The sequence below is a fragment of the Breoghania sp. genome, assembly GCF_963674635.1.
Lineage (GTDB): Bacteria > Pseudomonadota > Alphaproteobacteria > Rhizobiales > Stappiaceae > Breoghania.
This window is the reverse complement of the sequence record NZ_OY771475.1, coordinates 3765001-3781370: the sequence shown is the minus strand read 5'-3', so window position 1 is coordinate 3781370 and position 16370 is coordinate 3765001. Positions and strand designations below refer to the sequence as shown.

The 16370-nt window shown below is 61.6% G+C and carries 13 protein-coding genes, 1 tRNA gene and 2 rRNA genes (1 of these 16 running past the window's edge); 3 read left to right on the top strand and 13 right to left on the bottom strand.

Features of this window, described 5'->3' with window-relative positions; all coding sequences use genetic code 11:
- Window positions 1-25: 25 nt before the first annotated feature.
- The 5 genes from dgcN to ABGM93_RS16430 all read right to left on the bottom strand — a co-directional run bounded on the left by dgcN (window position 26) and on the right by ABGM93_RS16430 (window position 5557).
- On the bottom strand, window positions 26-1027 hold the full coding sequence (dgcN, locus tag ABGM93_RS16450) for an N-acetyltransferase DgcN (protein WP_321505971.1): 1002 nt from the start codon (window positions 1025-1027) through the stop codon (window positions 26-28).
- Window positions 1028-1294: 267 nt separating this feature from the next.
- Window positions 1295-2260 carry an FAD:protein FMN transferase gene (locus ABGM93_RS16445; RefSeq protein ID WP_321501297.1) on the bottom strand — a complete coding sequence of 322 codons (966 nt, stop codon included), beginning with the start codon at window positions 2258-2260 and terminating at the stop codon, window positions 1295-1297.
- Window positions 2241-4439: a PepSY domain-containing protein gene (locus ABGM93_RS16440; protein ID WP_321501295.1), complete on the bottom strand. Its 2199-nt coding sequence runs from the start codon at window positions 4437-4439 to the stop codon at window positions 2241-2243. Before ABGM93_RS16440 ends, ABGM93_RS16445 begins: the two co-directional genes overlap by 20 nt.
- Window positions 4440-4449: 10 nt before the next feature.
- Entirely contained in the window at window positions 4450-4920 is a 471-nt protein-coding gene (locus ABGM93_RS16435) for a DUF2271 domain-containing protein (RefSeq protein WP_321501293.1), read from the bottom strand.
- A 118-nt stretch (window positions 4921-5038) separates the two neighbouring features.
- Entirely contained in the window at window positions 5039-5557 is a 519-nt protein-coding gene (locus ABGM93_RS16430) for a hypothetical protein (protein ID WP_321501291.1), read from the bottom strand.
- Between the two features lie 138 nt (window positions 5558-5695).
- On the opposite strand from ABGM93_RS16430, the gene ABGM93_RS16425 reads away from it, so the two are divergent.
- From ABGM93_RS16425 to ABGM93_RS16415, 3 genes are all read left to right on the top strand, one after another.
- Entirely contained in the window at window positions 5696-6355 is a 660-nt protein-coding gene (locus ABGM93_RS16425; RefSeq protein WP_321333889.1) for a response regulator transcription factor, read from the top strand.
- Window positions 6352-7782, top strand: coding sequence for an ATP-binding protein (locus ABGM93_RS16420; RefSeq protein WP_321501288.1), 1431 nt, complete (start codon window positions 6352-6354; stop codon window positions 7780-7782). Before ABGM93_RS16425 ends, ABGM93_RS16420 begins: the two co-directional genes overlap by 4 nt.
- 89 nt (window positions 7783-7871) lie before the next feature.
- Window positions 7872-8558, top strand: coding sequence for a fumarylacetoacetate hydrolase family protein (locus ABGM93_RS16415; protein ID WP_321501286.1), 687 nt, complete (start codon window positions 7872-7874; stop codon window positions 8556-8558).
- Between the two features lie 24 nt (window positions 8559-8582).
- Here the strand turns inward: ABGM93_RS16415 and ABGM93_RS16410 are convergent, their stop codons facing one another.
- The 8 genes from ABGM93_RS16410 to ABGM93_RS16375 all read right to left on the bottom strand — a co-directional run.
- Window positions 8583-9017, bottom strand: a complete 435-nt coding sequence (locus ABGM93_RS16410) for a DUF1636 domain-containing protein (protein WP_321501284.1) — start codon at window positions 9015-9017, stop codon at window positions 8583-8585.
- Window positions 9014-9802 carry an ABC transporter ATP-binding protein gene (locus tag ABGM93_RS16405; RefSeq protein ID WP_321501282.1) on the bottom strand — a complete coding sequence of 263 codons (789 nt, stop codon included), beginning with the start codon at window positions 9800-9802 and terminating at the stop codon, window positions 9014-9016. The genes ABGM93_RS16410 and ABGM93_RS16405 overlap by 4 nt, the downstream gene beginning before the upstream one ends.
- Window positions 9803-9805: 3 nt before the next feature.
- Window positions 9806-10855 carry an iron ABC transporter permease gene (locus ABGM93_RS16400; RefSeq protein WP_321501280.1) on the bottom strand — a complete coding sequence of 350 codons (1050 nt, stop codon included), beginning with the start codon at window positions 10853-10855 and terminating at the stop codon, window positions 9806-9808.
- Between the two features lie 55 nt (window positions 10856-10910).
- Window positions 10911-12023 (bottom strand): ABC transporter substrate-binding protein, encoded by a 1113-nt coding sequence (locus ABGM93_RS16395; protein ID WP_321501278.1) that lies wholly within the window; start codon window positions 12021-12023, stop codon window positions 10911-10913.
- Between the two features lie 83 nt (window positions 12024-12106).
- Window positions 12107-12535 carry a DUF2946 family protein gene (locus ABGM93_RS16390; RefSeq protein ID WP_321501276.1) on the bottom strand — a complete coding sequence of 143 codons (429 nt, stop codon included), beginning with the start codon at window positions 12533-12535 and terminating at the stop codon, window positions 12107-12109.
- A 309-nt stretch (window positions 12536-12844) separates the two neighbouring features.
- A tRNA-Met gene (locus tag ABGM93_RS16385) sits at window positions 12845-12921 on the bottom strand.
- A gap of 387 nt (window positions 12922-13308) precedes the next feature.
- A 5S ribosomal RNA gene (rrf, locus tag ABGM93_RS16380) occupies window positions 13309-13423 on the bottom strand.
- A gap of 218 nt (window positions 13424-13641) precedes the next feature.
- A 23S ribosomal RNA gene (locus ABGM93_RS16375) occupies window positions 13642-16370 on the bottom strand (it continues 15 nt past the right edge of the window).

The following is a 16370-nucleotide window of genomic DNA, read 5'->3' as shown; positions in this document are numbered from 1 at the left end:
AAGATCGGGTTCACTCCTCCCCGCTTCAAAGCGCCTCCAGCGCATCGACAAGGCGATCCGCACCATGGCGGAAGGGATCAACCGTAGGCAGCCCCATCCGGTCTTCCGTCGCCTTGCACAGCGCCGCCGCCGCCGCATCATCGAGCGCGGCGGTGTTGAGAGAGATGCCCACCACCTGACAGGCGGGATTGACGATGCGGGCCATGGTCAGCGCGACATCGCGCAGGTCTTCCAGGCTCGGCAACTTGTAATCGGGCAGGCCGCGCATGTGCGGGCGGTTCGGCTCGTGGCTGAGGATCAGCGCGTCCGGCTGGCCGCCGTGAATGAGCGCCATGGTCACGCCAGAATAGGAGGCATGAAAAAGGCTGCCCTGCCCTTCGATGACGTCCCAGTGATCGTGCTCGTTGTCCGGGGTCAGATACTCGATGGACCCGGCCATGAAATCGGCCACCACCGCATCGAGCGGCACGCCGTCACCCGTGATCAGGATGCCGGTCTGGCCGGTTGCGCGGAAGGTCGCCTTGAGCCCGCGCGCCAGCATCGCCTTTTCCACGCAGAGCCCGGTATACATCTTGCCGACGGAACAGTCCGTGCCCACCGCGAGCAGGCGCTTACCAGCCCGCTTCTTGCCGTTCGCAATCGGATATTGCACGCTCGGGACGCGCACATCGTGCAACTTTCTCCCCAGTTCTTTCGCTCTTTCTGCGAGATCTGCTTCATTTCGCAGCAGATTGTGCAATCCGGAGGCAATGTCAAGACCCGCGTCGAGGGCCTCCAGCAGCACCGACTTCCACGCCGGAGAGATGATGCCGCCGCGATTCGCAACGCCGATGACCAGCGTCTTGACGCCCGCGTCCACGGCTTGCGCAATGGTCATGTCGGGCAGGCCGAGATTGGCGTTGCAACCTTCCAGACGCAGCTGGCCAAGCGCGTGGTCGGGCCGCCAATCCTTGATTCCTTGCGCAACCTTGGCGGCAAGCGGGTCGGGGGCATCGCCGAGAAACAGGAGGTAGGGGAGTTCGATCATCTGGGAAAGGCTCTTCTGGGTTCGCCGGAACGGACCGGCCATACGGGTTTCGCGTCCTGTCGGAAAAGGTGACTGACGCCAGTCTCGCGAGTGAAACGCGTCCGAAAAAGGAACAATGCCCAAGCCGGACGCGGCGAGCAAGCGCACCACGCTCCTGCACTCTATTCATTTTTCGGGCCAACCCGGATCATGCCCTCGCCCGGACCGTGAAACAGCCCGGACGCGCCCCATCAAACCGTATCGGAAAAGCCTTCGCTCAAGGTCCGCTCACGTCGCCGACGCATGCGGCGCGAAATCGGCACCGAGCTTCAAGGGCTGCACACCTTGCCCCTCGCGATCGAGAAACAGCACCGACAGCCCGAGCCGGTTGGCGAGCGGGCGCGCCTCTTCAGGGCCCATCACCATGAAGGCGGTTGCCCAGGCATCCGCCGCCATACAGGTCGGCGCGGTGACCGTGACCGAGGCGGCATGGCGAACAAGCGGGGCACCGCGAGCCGGGTCCATCGTGTGCGACAGCCTCTTGCCGCCCACCTCCACCCAGTGGCGGTAATCACCGGAGGTTGCAACCGCCGTGTCGCGGATCGTCAGCACCGAATGGGTGCTGCGACGCTCATAGTCGGGTTGCTCGATGGCAGTTGCCCAGGGCCTGCCGTCGGGCCGGGCCCCAAGGGCGCGCACCTCCCCGTCGATCGACAGCAATCCATGCGCGACATTCAGGCTGCGGGCCGTTTCCGTCAGTCGGTCCACGCCATAGCCTTTCGCGATGCCGCCGAGATCGAGCGCCAGAGGACCATGCTTGCGCACCCGGCCCGCCGCGCGATCGATCTCCAGCACTTCATGCGCGGGGCGGCGGTCGGCCTTGAGCGCAGAGCGGATCTTGTCCGGATCGGCCTCATCGGCGCAAAAGCCCCAGGCGGTGACCGCATCGCCCATGCCGATCTCGAAGGCGCCACAGGAGATCCGCCCGATTTCAAGCCCCGCCTCAAGCACCTTGAGCAAGTGGTCGGGCACCGCCACCCAGTCCCCGGCCGGAGCCCGGTTGAGCCGCATCAGATCACTGTCCCGGTCCCATGCCGACATTTGCCGGTCGACCTCGCCGACAGCGCGCGACAGACAGACATGGGCGAAAGCGGGATCGAAGCCCGGCGCGGCATGGAGAATGGCGGACCAGCGCGTCCCCATGGTCGCGCCGTTCAGGACGTGGCGCAGGTGATCAGTAGACATCTTCGACATAACGTCCCTCCGCCTTCAGGGTCGCAGGCTCAAGGTTCAACGGCGAGAGAATGTCGGAAAGGACCTCTCTCACGCCTGCGGCCATCCCACGCCCCCCGCACACCATGATCCGCGCGCCATCCGCGATGAGCTTTCGAACCGCCTCGCCGTCGCGGCGCAGAACGTCCTGCACATAAGCGGGTCTGGCGCTGCGCGAATAGGCAAGCGAGGTGGCGGCCAGGCGACCCTCCTTCTGCCATCGGGCGAGTTCCGGGCCATAGAGGAGTTCGCTCTGTTCCGACCGAACGCCGAAATAGAGATGGAGCGGGCGCCGGGCCGTGTTGGCACGTGCAAAGCCCGCCAGCGGCGCGATGCCCGTTCCCGCCCCGATCAGGATGACGGGCGCGCCATCGCTTGCCATGTGAAAGGCGGGATTGGGTCGCAGGAAGGCGCGTATGGTCTGACCGGGTTCCAACTCGCTCAACTGGCCGGAGCACAAACCGCCGGGCTGCTTGCGGACACAGATTTCAAGAAACCCATCCTGTGAGGCGGAAGCCAACGAATAGTAGCGCGCCCGCGTGTCGCCTTGCGGCACCACGCCTATCAGGTCGCCAGCCTGAAAGGCACCGAAGCCCTTGCCGGTGAGTTTTTGCCAGAGCGAGCGATGCGGCAGGTCAAAACGCAGGATCGCGGTGGGGGCCTGCACGCAGGAACCGTAATCGCGACGCGAGACGAGCTTCAGCTCGCCAAGCTCCTGCGCGATGTCATTCGCATCGAGCGACAAGGCAAGACCGGTGACCTCTCCAAGTCGTTCCACCCAATCGGTGAAGGTCGCTTGCGACTGGTTGTCGATCAGTTGAAGTGGCATCAGTTCGACCCAGTTTGCCTGACAGACCCCATCCGCCACCGCGTGCCCATAGGCGCAGTAATGCGCAAAGCTGCTGTCACCGAAACCGAGGACGGCAACGGGGGCGGCCGGGGGAGTAGCAAGAGCGGACAGACGCGTCAGGAACCCGTGGGCGGAAGCCGGGCAGTCACCGTCACCGGAGGTCGCTGCAAGCAGAAGGATGCGTTCAGCCTTTTGATAGCGCGCAGGCTCGAAATCCTTCATGTCTCCCACATGGGCAGGGCTGCCCGCCGCACTCAACGCCTTGGCGAGGCGGTTGGCGAATGCGTAGGTGGTGCCGCCTTCAGAGCCGACGAGAATGACGGTCTGCGCGGATCTGGCTGCGATTTTCTTGCGTTTTGACGGCAAGACCAGACGCCCGGCCTGAAGCATCACGCCGGTCAGCGACATCAAGGGCACGCAAAGGGCAGCCAGAGCGAGGATCAGTCCGACGATCGCGGCCCCCTCGCCGGTATGGAGGGCATGCAGAAGCCCGGTGAAGCGATCGAGAGAACCGGGCTCGGCCCAGGCGAGCACCTGCCCCGTGCCCTGATCGACATAGCCGGAGCCTGTATCGCCCGCCAGCGTGAAGACATCGCGAAGGTTCCCCGCGCGGGGAAAGGTCAGCGACTTCAGGTTCTCAACGGTCAGATCCTTGAACGCCGCGATATCGGCCGGAGACAGACCGCTCGTCCCGCTCACGGCCGGCAAGGGTGGCAGACCGGATGTCTTCGGCAGAACGCCAATGGAATTGGCAAAGAGCCACATGCCGCTCAGCGCGGAAAACAGAAGCGCCCCGCCCGCAACCCGGCCAAGTTCCATGTGCCAGCGGCTCGCGAACGGCCCCTTGATCGGGGCGAACAGCTTGCGCCACCCGCCAAGACGCCGCGCACTCATCACAAAACCGGAAAGGGAAAGGAGCGCCATGGCGAGGCTGAGAAACCCCACCAGATACCGCCCCGCATCCCCCACCAGAAACGCCCGGTGCAGATCGACCAGCCAGCCGCGGGTCGCCGACTTTTGCGACGGTGCGACAACCTCAGCGCTCGCCGGATCGATCGTCCATTGCGAGGCCTGGCCCTGATCGAAAGCAAAAGCCGTGATCTTGCCGGTGGGCGACCGCCGGATCTGTTCAAGACCCGGCACGGCCGCCTGAACCCGGGCCGCAAAGCTGCCCAGGTCCATGTCGAAAGGTGAAGATGTCGTGTAGGTCTCCGCTGCCGGATAAAGCGCAAGGACGGCCCCGCTCAAGGCAGTCACGCAGACAAGGAGCGCCAGGACAAGCCCGACCCAGCGGTGCAGCGGACGGATCATCGCTCAGCCCTCACATGTCGTAGCTGAATTGGGCGATGTAGCTGGAGCCGGAGACCGGTTTGCCCGCGCCTTCCGATGTCAACGGCACGACGATCTCCGACGGGCTGTCGCGCATATCTTCCACCGCCGCATCGATGTGCAATTCGTAACCGGCATCGAACAGCGCATCGGCCAGATCGAAACTGACGGTCAGGCTCCTGCCGGATCCCACGCTCGCCCCGGTGATCCCGTCCACCTCGGCGGTTGAGCCGCCGGTGTAGCGGTACCAGTCGGAAAGGCTGTCATAATATTTGGCCTTGGTGCCCGACATCCAGAGCGAGCCGACATAGGCGCCGTTGGCATCGGTCACATAGAAGGCCAGATAGGCTTCCTTCCCGCCGTAATCGGTGAGCGTGGTGTTGAAGGTCACTTCCCTGGCCATCGCCATACCGGGCGCGACAAGGGCGGAGGTAAGGGCAAGGGCGGTCAAAACGCGTTTCATTTTGGATATCCTTCGATCGCAATTCGGGGATCGGCATTTTGGAAAACGTCGGGGGCCAGCCGGTTTGACGCGGCTGGCCGGGCGGGAGGGTGCGAGGTGACACGCCTTGCAGCGGACGTCAGTTCACCTGAGCCTTCGGCTTTGCGCCGTTGTTGAAGAGGCCGTTGGCCGGCGGAGTGACCGAGCCGGAAGGCGCCGGGCGGTTCATGCCGCGACCACGTCCGCGATAATCATCATCGTCATCGTCGCCTTCGTCGTCGTCATGGTCCCACATGCGCTTGAACCAGCCGGACCGGCCCGCGTGGTGCTCGCGATATTCGTGGCGTTCGCCATAGTCCCGACCGCCATGCCGCCGGCCGTATTCGCCACGTTCATGACGCTTGCCATATCCGCGGCCTTCCCCATCCCTGCGCCGTTCGCGCCGGGCCTCGCGATCGCAAGGCGCTTGCGCATTCCGGCCCGGCCTGACGGCGGTGGAGGTCTGAGGACCGCGCGGTGCGATCTTGGGCTGCGACTGTGAGGTCGCTGCGGGCGGCGTTGCATCGGGAGGGGAGGTCGTTTCCTGCGCCAGGGCGAAGGGAGCGATCATCATCGCCGCGACGATCCCAGCCAGGATCGGTGTTTTTGCCTTGCTCATCGCAATCTCCTAGACGTGTTTGATGGGCAGACAATCGGCCCCACGCCTGATCGCTTCCTGACGGCAACGCAAAAACTTCTTCAGCTTCCTGTAAGGTTTGGGCGCGATACCCTGCCTTTGAATAATCGGGGGAATTCCATGCGTATCCTGCTGATCGAGGATGATGCGATACTGGGCGCGGCGGTCTTCGACCAGTTGAAGGCCGACGGCCATTCCGCCGACTGGGCCATGCGCCTCGACAAGGCGCGCGATGCGCTTGCCGTCGGCGCCTTCGATCTCATCCTGCTTGACCTGATGCTGCCGGACGGGCACGGAGTGCCTTTCCTGAAAAGCTTGCGCGCGGGCGGCAATGTCACCCCCGTCATCATCCTGACCGCGCTTGATCAGGTCTCCGACCGCATTGCCGGGCTCAATGCGGGCGCCGATGACTACATGGTCAAACCATTCGACCTGCACGAGCTTTCCGCCCGCATCGGGTCTGTCGCGCGCCGCTATACCGGCAATCCCAACCCGATCATCCGGCACCATGATCTGGAGATCGATCTTGCGGGCCGCACGATCCTGCGCGCAGGCAAGCCGGTCGAACTGACCGCCCGCGAATGGGCGCTCTTCGAGGCTTTCCTCCATGCCCCTGGCCGGGTGCTTTCCCGCGGTCAGCTGGAAGAGCATCTCTACAGTTTCGATGACGCCATCGAGAGCAATTCAATCGAGGTCCATGTGAGCCGACTGCGCAAGAAACTCGGTCGTGAAGTGATCCTGACGGAACGCGGCCTGGGCTACAGGCTGGGCCGCGCATGAGTGGGCCGCGTTCACTTCAGTTGCGTCTGGCGCTGGCGCTGGGCCTTGCGATCACGCTCATGTGGCTGGCCGCTGCCGCGATCTCCGCGCATCGGCTGCGCCATGAGCTGGACGTGGAATTCGATTCCGCCCTTCGAAACACCGCGCATCGCCTGCTCTCGCTTGCGAGCCGGGGCGAAAGGATGAACCTGGACGATCTGAACAGACGGACGCGGCCTCATTGGGGACGGCGCTTCAATCGGGAGAGCCGGGAGGACAGGGATGATGAGGACGACCGTCATGAACGCGACGATCACGACGAGGACAGGTTCTTCCCGCGCTCGCGGGACCACACTTTCAGCTATGCGATCTTTGATGAAGAGGGCAGCCCGATCTTCGTATCGGATGGAGCCGAGGCGTCCGATTTCCCCGCGTTCAAGCACCGGGGCTTCGTACGCACCGAGAACGAAACCTTCTTCTATGACCGCACGAAACGCGCCGGCCGTGTCCTGACCATCGCCGTCATGGAGCCGATTTCCCGGCGCACGGCCTCTGCCCGGGAAATGGCGATGAGCCTCAGCCTGCCGCTGCTCGTCATCATTCCGCTGACACTTGCCGCCATCTTCCTTGTGGTGAGGCGGAGCCTTCGCCCGTTCCGGGCTCTGCGCGAAGATCTCGGCCGCAAGAGCGCCTACAATCTGGAACCGGTCGCCGATCACGGTCTGCCGAGCGAGGTGACGCCGGTGGTTGCAAGCCTCAACGCGCTGCTTTCGCGCCTGCGTTCCGCCTTCGAGGCCGAGCGAAGCTTTGCTGCGAACGCGGCACATGAGTTGCGCACCCCCGTTGCCGGTGCCATTGCGCAGGCCCAACGGCTTCAGGCCGAAACGTCTGACGCGCGCGCCTCGGCGCGGGCGGGAGAGATCGAAACAACCCTGAAACGCCTGAACAGCCTGTCCGAAAAATTGATGCAGCTGGCGCGGGCGGAAGGGGCACGTCTACGCACCGACGACCAAACCGACCTGCGCCCGATCCTCCGCATGATCGTGGATGATTTCGAAAGGCTTGGCGCAAGGGACCGCATCGATCTGGAAATTGTCGATCAGCCGGTCCTGTCCGATCTCGACCCCGATGCGTTCGGCATCCTGTCGCGAAACCTGATCGAAAACGCCCTGAAACACGGGACACCGGAAACCTCGATCACCGTGAGGCTCGAACATCCCGGCATTCTCCGGGTCTCCAATGCCTGCCCGGTGTTTTCGCCCGGTGATCTGCAAGGGCTGACGGGCCGCTTTGTGCGGGCGAACGGGACGACCGACGGCACCGGGCTTGGGCTGGCCATCGTTCGCACGATTGCCGAGCGCGCCAATGCCCAACTGGAGCTGCTCTCCCCGGCGCCGGGGCGCAAGGATGGCCTGGAAGTCCGTGTCGACCTCACCTGCGACACCTGACAGGGGCGCGCATGCGCTGACGACGGAGTGTGGATTGCAGTTTGCGCGCTCCTGCGCCACAAGGTGACGACGCAGTGAGAGGGTTCAAGATGTCCGATTTCGTGATTGCACCGCCGCCGGTTCCGACCATCCCTGTTCTGGGCGAGACGGCGCGCTTTCCCGTTCGCCGCGTCTATTGCATCGGACGCAATTACGCCGCCCACGCGGTGGAGATGGGCCACGATCCGGACAAGGAGCCCCCCTTCTTCTTCCAGAAGAACCCGGACAATCTCGATGCGTCGGGCACCTTCCCCTATCCAGTTTGCTCCTGCGACGTTCACCACGAGGTGGAGATGGTCGTGGCGCTCAAATCCGGTGGCACGGACATCCCCGTCGGCGACGCGCTCACCCATGTCTACGGCTATGGCATCGGTCTCGACATGACCCGTCGAGATCTGCAGGGCATCGCCAAGAAAATGGGACGCCCCTGGGAAATCGGGAAGGCCTTCGAGCACGCGGCCCCTGTCGGCCCTCTGGTCCCCGTCACCCAATGCGCGCATCCGGACAAGGGAGCGATCACGCTGCGTGTCAACGGGGAGATCAGGCAGCAAGGCGACCTCAACCAGATGATCTGGAAAGTGCCGGAAATGATCGCGTATCTCTCGCGCTATTTCGAACTGGCCGCCGGAGACGTCATCATGTCCGGCACCCCCTCGGGCGTGGGCCCGGTGGAACGCGGCGACAGGCTGGAAGCGCGCATTGAAGGCTTCGCGCCCTTGAACGTGGACGTCGTCTGATCCACGTCCCGTGGCCGCGCCCTTTCAGGTCGTCGTGGTCTCCTTTGTGCCGTCGTCTTCGCTCGCCGCGTGTTGAGGGTCAGGCAGAAGCGGCGGCATCCTTCCGATCGCATGGGAAACCAGCCAGGCGCTGCGCTCCGTCTTGGGAATGAGCCCGTCTTCCGCCGCAAGCCATTCTTCCAGAAAGCGAATGATCTGACCGGCGTCTTGCTCGTCGGGCCGCAGATCTGCCAGCAACCAGGACCAGCGGGCCGGATCGGCGATGGAAATGCGGCATCGGCGGTTGCATCCGCCGAGGCAGGCGGTTTCCGCGATGCGAAACCGCGAGGCGAGCCCCGCCCCCTCCAGCGCATCGATGAGGGCATCCCTCAATTGAAGGCCATGGGTTTCATATCCTTCGCGCCGCTTTGACGACGCCAGCTTGCACCGGATGCAGACATGGATCGTGGAACAGGTCATTCGGCGGCATCTTTCACGATTTGCGGCAAGGCGCGGATGGCGGCGACATGCATGTGCCCTTCCCGGCCGGTCAGGATCTCCGCCTCGATATTGTAGATCCGACCGAGCATCTCGCGTGTCATGACCCGGGAACTGGCATCATCCGCAATGAGGCGACCGTCTTTCAGGAACACAATGCGCTCGGCAAAGCGCGCGGCCAGCGACAGGTCGTGCAGCACACAGATGACGGTGATGTTCCGTTCCGCGGCCAGCTCACGGACATTGTCCAGAACGAGCAGCTGCCGATAGAGATCCAGCGCGCTGGTCGGCTCGTCGAGCAGCATGATGCGCGGCTGGCGGAAAAGCACCTGCGCCAGACCGACCAGTTGCCGCTGCCCCCCGCTGAGGGTGTCGATCCGCCGGTCGGCCAGATCCGCAATCGAGAACCGGGCCAGAGCCGCATGGGCCGCATCGAGATCCGCGTCCGTGATCCTGAGCCCGAGCCGGTCATGACGCCCGAGCAGGATCGCCTCGACAACGCTCAGCCCGGTCTTGCCTATGCCATCCTGCGGCAAGTAGGCGATACCGCCGCCGGATTGCGTCGAGGCCTCTTGCGCACACGGGGTTGTCAGATGCCCCTCTGTCGGCTCGATGATACCGGCAAGGGCCTTGATCAGGGTGGATTTGCCCGCCCCGTTGGGGCCGAGAAGCCCGACGACCTCGCCTTGCCTGATGGCGAAGGAAACGTCGGAAAGAACCTGCCGTCCGCCCAGTCGAACGCCCATGTCGGTGACGTGAAGCATCATCTCTCACATCCTCCTGTTGCGCAGGATGAGGAAGAAAAGAAACGGCACACCGAGCACCGCCGTCACGATGCCGATGGGAATGATCGCCCCGGGAGACATGAGCTTGGCGACCACCGAAGAGCCGACCAGAAAAAAAGCACCGGCAAAGGCGGAGAGCGGCATGAGAAAGCGCTGATCCTCGCCCACAAAGCCGCGCGCCATGTGAGGGGCGACCAGCCCGATGAAACCGATGGTCCCGGTAAAGGCCACCGCCGAGCCGGTGAGCACGGAAATCAGAATGAGCAATCTCAGGCGGATCGCGCCGACCTTCAGACCGAGACTGAGCGCAGTCTGGTCGCCCATGGTCAGAGCCGTGAGCTTCCAGGCGTCCTTTGCAAGCAGGGGAACGACCGCGAGGAAGACGCCACTCGTGACGAATGTCGAGGTCCAGTTCGCCTTGAGTAGAGAGCCGAAGAGCCAGAAGACGATCTCCTGCAACACCTCCGGGCTCGCCATGTACTGGACGAGCGATTGCAAGGACTGGAACAGAAACAGCATGGCGATGCCGGAAAGCACGAGCACGTCGGTGCTCACGCCGCGCGCCTTGCCGATCAGCCACACGCCCATGCAGGCTGCGAGCGCCGTGACAAACGCAAGCAACGGAACGCCCAGCCATGCAACGAATGGCAGGCTGAACCCGGTCAGGATCGCCATCGCCGCGCCGAAACCGGCAGCCGCCGATATGCCGAGCGTATAGGGGCTTGCCAGGGGGTTCCTCAGGATCGTCTGCATCTCGACACCGGCCAGCCCCAGAGAGGCCCCGACCGAGAGGGCGGTCAGCGTCATCGGCAGGCGGATATCGATCACGATGGCATAGAGCGCTGTCCCCGCATGATCGCCGGGATGGAGAAGAACTTGCCAGACATCGCCGAGCCGTATCGACGAAGGTCCAATCGCGATATCGACGAGGACGGTCAGTCCCAGTGCGATGACGGCAACCAGCATGACCGCAAGGCGCTTGCCCTGGGCGCGACGATAAAGAAGAGCGGTGCTGGTCGAGGTGTGAACGGCCATGCGAATCTCCCGCAATGGAGACCCCAGCCTTCAGATCAGGCTGGGGTCCCGACGATCATTCGCCTTGGCCGACCATGAAGGCGCCATCTGCGGCGATCGGCAGATAGCGCTCATAGTAAGTTCGAAGCGTCTCCCCCGGGTCGACGTCTTCAAACGCTTCCGGATACATCGCCTTGGCCAGGTATTGCAGGGCTGCATAGTCATGCAATGTGCGCGCACCACCGTGGTAGATGGCATACATGCGGCTGTTTTTCACCGCATCGATATTTTGCCAGCCCGCACGCCCCGCATAAGCGTTCAGACGTTCGCGCGTGCGGTTCTCGTCGACGCCGAAGCCCATGACCACGGCATCACCGCCGTCCACCCAATAGCTTCCCGCGATGAAGACAACCTCGGGGTTCTGATCCAGCACATATTCCGGCGCCAACGGGGCCGACCGCTCGATGACATGACCGGCAATGTTCCGCCCGCCTGCGAGGTCGATCATGCCGCCCCACATGTACCCGTCGGCAAAGGAGCGGTCATATTCCCCAGGGCCCTTCTTGCCGAGCTCGACATAGGCGCGAACCGGCTCCCGTCCGCCTTCAAGCGCCTTTGATACCCGCGCTTCGATGTCCTTGACGGCGGCCACGTATTCATCAGCCAACTGACGTGCCCGCTCAGGGGTACCCATGACCGCACCAATGGCCAGCGTCGAGGCAACATGCTTTTCAACGGTCTGGGCATTGTAGTCGGCGACAATGATCGGGATCCCGGCAGCCTCAAGCCGTTCGGCGGCTTCGCCGAGAGCATTGAAGGTGGAGACCGGCAGGATCGCGACATCCGCGTTCAGCGCGATCGCCTTTTCGAGACTGAAGCCGGTCGCTCCAAGTCCGCCCACATCTTCCAGCTCCTCAATCCGCGGAATGACCGCCGAATAGGCCTTCCACTGCGAATTCCGCCAATCATGCCAGGCGGATTTGGAGATGCCGACGACCCGGTCATAGGCCCCCTCCCCCGTGATCGCGAGAAAATCCTCAAAATAGAAGCCCAGGATCACCCGCTGGGCGGGCCCTTCAAGCGTCCGTTCACGTCCAAGCACATCCTTGACGACAATCTCGGCATGGGAAAGTCCAGGCGCCATTGCGCCGGCAACAGCAATAAGTGCTGCCAAAACAAGCTTCTTCATATGCATCTCTCTTTGAGAACCTGCGCGCAAAGCCGGGGTCACCGCGCCGCGCGTCGCGTTCTGATACTGGGATCTTCAGAAACTCAAGAGAGAGCCGGCGGACCGCGTGGTCCTATCCAACCGGGTGTCGCGACAGAGGATACGCGTTCAAATTCGGGAAAAAGTATCCGGCGCGCCAGGCTGCCTTCTACCGGCTCGAATTCAAGAACAGGTTCGGCAGCGAGTGCGAAATTCAGCTGGATGGGGCAAAATTGACAACAATCCGCACAGCCGCCCGGACCGCCCTTCTCGGGCGTCTCGCCGTCCAACTCGGTGAGGGCGACGCGTTTGAAGCCGTTTTCGCTGCAAATGATGATGGAGTTGGTGTCATCGAGCACCGCCGCCTTCGCGGGGCAAGGTGCCAGCGGCACCATCACGGTGAGCAGATTGGCGAGGACCAGGCAAAGCGTCAGGATCGGCGCGAAACGCCGCCTGTCGCCAATCCCCCTCTGGACGAACCGATACCGGATCACCCGACCTCTACCCTGTCCCCTCACGTGACCGGCATCTTTAAGGGGGCCAATTGCGCATATCAAGCCATTTACGTGTGGCCATGCGGACATCTGAGGCCCGGTGCGAAGATAACGGGCTAATCGTCCATACCTTCCGAACGGATCAGATCCCCTATCGCAGGACCAGTCACCGAATATGGTCGCCTTTGATCAGCAGTGTTTTCTTGGAGGAAAGCGACGTTACGTCCCTTCGCGCCATTTTGCTTGTTGGAGAACGCAAAAAGCCCCCTCGCGTATTTGCGTCGGGGGCTTTTTTTGGAATGGTGATTTTGGTTGCGGGGGCAGGATTTGAACCTGCGACCTTCAGGTTATGAGCCTGACGAGCTACCGGGCTGCTCCACCCCGCGGTAATATTTTTGTCCTGTGTTTTTTTGCCAGGACGTTGGGCTGGTTTTCAGCCCGGTATTTATGTTTTGCCGCGTCCTCGCGGCTTTGCCGCTGCGGGCGAGGCGGGGGCTGCTCCACCCCGCGGTAAATTTTGGTGTCCTGTGGTTTTGCGCCAGGACGTTGGGCTGATTTTCAGCCCGGCATTTTTGTTTTGCCCGTCCTCGGCGCTTTGCGCATGCGGGCGAGGCGGGGGCTGCTCCTTTTGGGATGCGGCTTTTGCCTCAGGATTTCGTATCTCCGGACGTGTTTAAACGAGCGGAGCAGTTTTGCCCCACTCGGGAGATTTTCGGAGTGGAGATGATATGGCTTTTGATCGTTGAGAGATTTGTAATCGGTGTCCTTTGCAGGCCTGGCAGTGACCTACTCTCCCGCGTCTTAAGACGAAGTACCATTGGCGCAGGGGAGTTTCACGGCCGAGTTCGGAATGGGATCGGGTGGGGGCTCCCCGCAATAGCCACCAGGCCGGCGAAGGACATCGATTATCAGAAGAAACTGGTTTTTGTACTCATTTCATCGTGTTTTGTATCCGCGTTAGGGACGCACTTCCCGACATCCCGGCTAGGGATGTCGCTAGCGCGACCGCGCGCCGGCCGGTCAGGCCGCCCTCCCGGAGGGCAGCGCGCAGCGCGGTCGCCCGTGAGGGATACAAGTTATATTCAGATGATCATTGACTAATGAGAGTGATCAAGCCGAACGAGTTATTAGTACCGGTAAGCTGCATGCATTGCTGCACTTCCACACCCGGCCTATCAACGTGGTGGTCTTCCACGACTCTTCAGGGAGAACTCGTTTTGAGGTGGGTTTCCCGCTTAGATGCTTTCAGCGGTTATCCCGGCCACATATAGCTACCCTGCTATGCCGCTGGCGCGACAACAGGTCCACCAGAGATGTGTCCATCCCGGTCCTCTCGTACTAGGGACAGATCCTCTCAATTCTCCTACACCCACGGCAGATAGGGACCGAACTGTCTCGCGACGTTCTGAACCCAACTCACGTACCACTTTAATCGGCGAACAGCCGAACCCTTGGGACCTGCTCCAGCCCCAGGATGTGATGAGTCGACATCGAGGTGCCAAACGATCTCGTCGATATGGACTCTTGGAGATCATCAGCCTGTTATCCCCGGCGTACCTTTTATCCGTTGAGCGATGGCCCTTCCACGAGGGACCACCGGATCACTATGGCCGACTTTCGTCTCTGCTCGACTTGTCAGTCTCGCAGTCAGGCGGGCTTATGCCATTGCACTCAGCGAACGATTTCCGACCGTTCTGAGCCCACCATCGCGCGCCTCCGTTACTCTTTGGGAGGCGACCGCCCCAGTCAAACTACCCGCCACACACTGTCCCGGATGCTGTTACATCGCGGTTAGACATCCATGCAGGTAAGGGTGGTATTTCAAGGATGGCTCCACCAAGGCTGGCGCCCTGGCTTCAAAGCCTACCACCTATCCTACACATGCCGACACGAATGCCAGTGTGAAGCTGTAGTAAAGGTGCACGGGGTCTTTCCGTCTGACCGCAGGAACCCCGCATCTTCACGGGGAATTCAATTTCACTGAGTCTATGCTGGAGACAGCGGGGAAGTCGTTACGCCATTCGTGCAGGTCGGAACTTACCCGACAAGGAATTTCGCTACCTTAGGACCGTTATAGTTACGGCCGCCGTTTACCGGGGCTTCAATTCGGTGCTTGCACACCTCCTCTTAACCTTCCGGCACCGGGCAGGCGTCAGACCCTATACGTCGCCTTGCGGCTTCGCAGAGCCCTGTGTTTTTGATAAACAGTCGCCACCCCCTGGTCTGTGCCACCCCCACCTGGTTGCCCAAGCAGAGGTCTCCCTTCTCGCGAACTTACGGGAGCAATTTGCCGAGTTCCTTCAGCATAGTTCTCTCAAGCGCCTTGGTATGCTCTACCAGTCCACCTGTGTCGGTTTCGGGTACGGTCTGTACGCGGGGGCTATTTCCTGGAACACCTTCACCGCAGCTCCAATCCAGTAAGGAACTACGATACACGGCATCCGTCACCACCCGCAGGCTGCAGAATATTGACTGCATTCCCATCGTCTACGCATGTCTGCCTCGACTTAGGGGCCGGCTAACCCTGCGCCGATTAGCGTTGCGCAGGAACCCTTGGACTTTCGGCGGGAGTGTCTCTCACACTCCTTGTCGTTACTCATGTCAGCATTCGCACTTCCGATATCTCCAGGATCTCTCGCGAGTATCCCTTCACAGACCTACGGAACGCTCCGCTACCGCTCAGACAAGCTGAGCCCGCGATTTCGGTGCATGGCTTGAGCCCCGTTACATTGTCGGCGCGGAACCCCTTATTTAGACCAGTGAGCTGTTACGCTTTCTTTAAATGATGGCTGCTTCTAAGCCAACATCCTGGTTGTTTTGGGAGTTCTACATCCTTTCCCACTTAGCCATGACTTCGGGACCTTAATCGGCGGTCAGGGTTGTTTCCCTCTCCACGACGGACGTTAGCACCCGCCGTGTGTCTGCTGGATAGTACTCTCGGGTATTCGGAGTTTGGTTAGGTTTGGTAATCCGGTGAGGACCCCTAGCCCATCCAGTGCTCTACCCCCCGAGGTATTCATCCAACGCTCTACCTAAATAGATTTCGCGGAGAACCAGCTATTTCCGAGTTTGATTGGCCTTTCACCCCTAGCCACAAGTCATCCCCGTCTTTTTCAACAGACGTGGGTTCGGTCCTCCAGTGCGTGTTACCGCACCTTCAACCTGCTCATGGCTAGATCACTCGGTTTCGGGTCTAGTACAACGAACTAAAACGCCCTATTCAGACTCGCTTTCGCTGCGCATACACCTATCGGCTTAAGCTTGCTCGTTACACTAAGTCGCTGACCCATTATACAAAAGGTACGCTGTCACCCAGGACGAACCTTGGGCTCCAACTGTTTGTAGGCGTCCGGTTTCAGGGTCTATTTCACTCCCCTCGTCGGGGTGCTTTTCACCTTTCCCTCACGGTACTTGTTCACTATCGGTCGGCAAGGAGTACTTAGGCTTGGAGGGTGGTCCCCCCATGTTCAGACAGGATTTCACGTGTCCCGCCCTACTCAAGGACTGCATCTCTTTCTACCCGTACGGGGCTGTCACCCGCTGAGGCCCGACTTTCCAGACGGTTCCGGTTCTTAAAATGCAGCCACTGGCCTGGTCCGCGTTCGCTCGCCACTACTAGCGGAGTCTCAATTGATGTCCTTTCCTCCAGGTACTTAGATGTTTCAGTTCCCTGGGTTCGCTTCCCTAAATCGTTAAACTTAGGGATACCCCAAAAGGGGTGGGTTTCCCCATTCGGAAATCCGAGGATCAAAGCTTATTCGCAGCTCCCCACGGCTTATCGCAGCGTATCACGTCCTTCATCGCCTCTTGCCACCTAGGCATCCACCAAACGCCC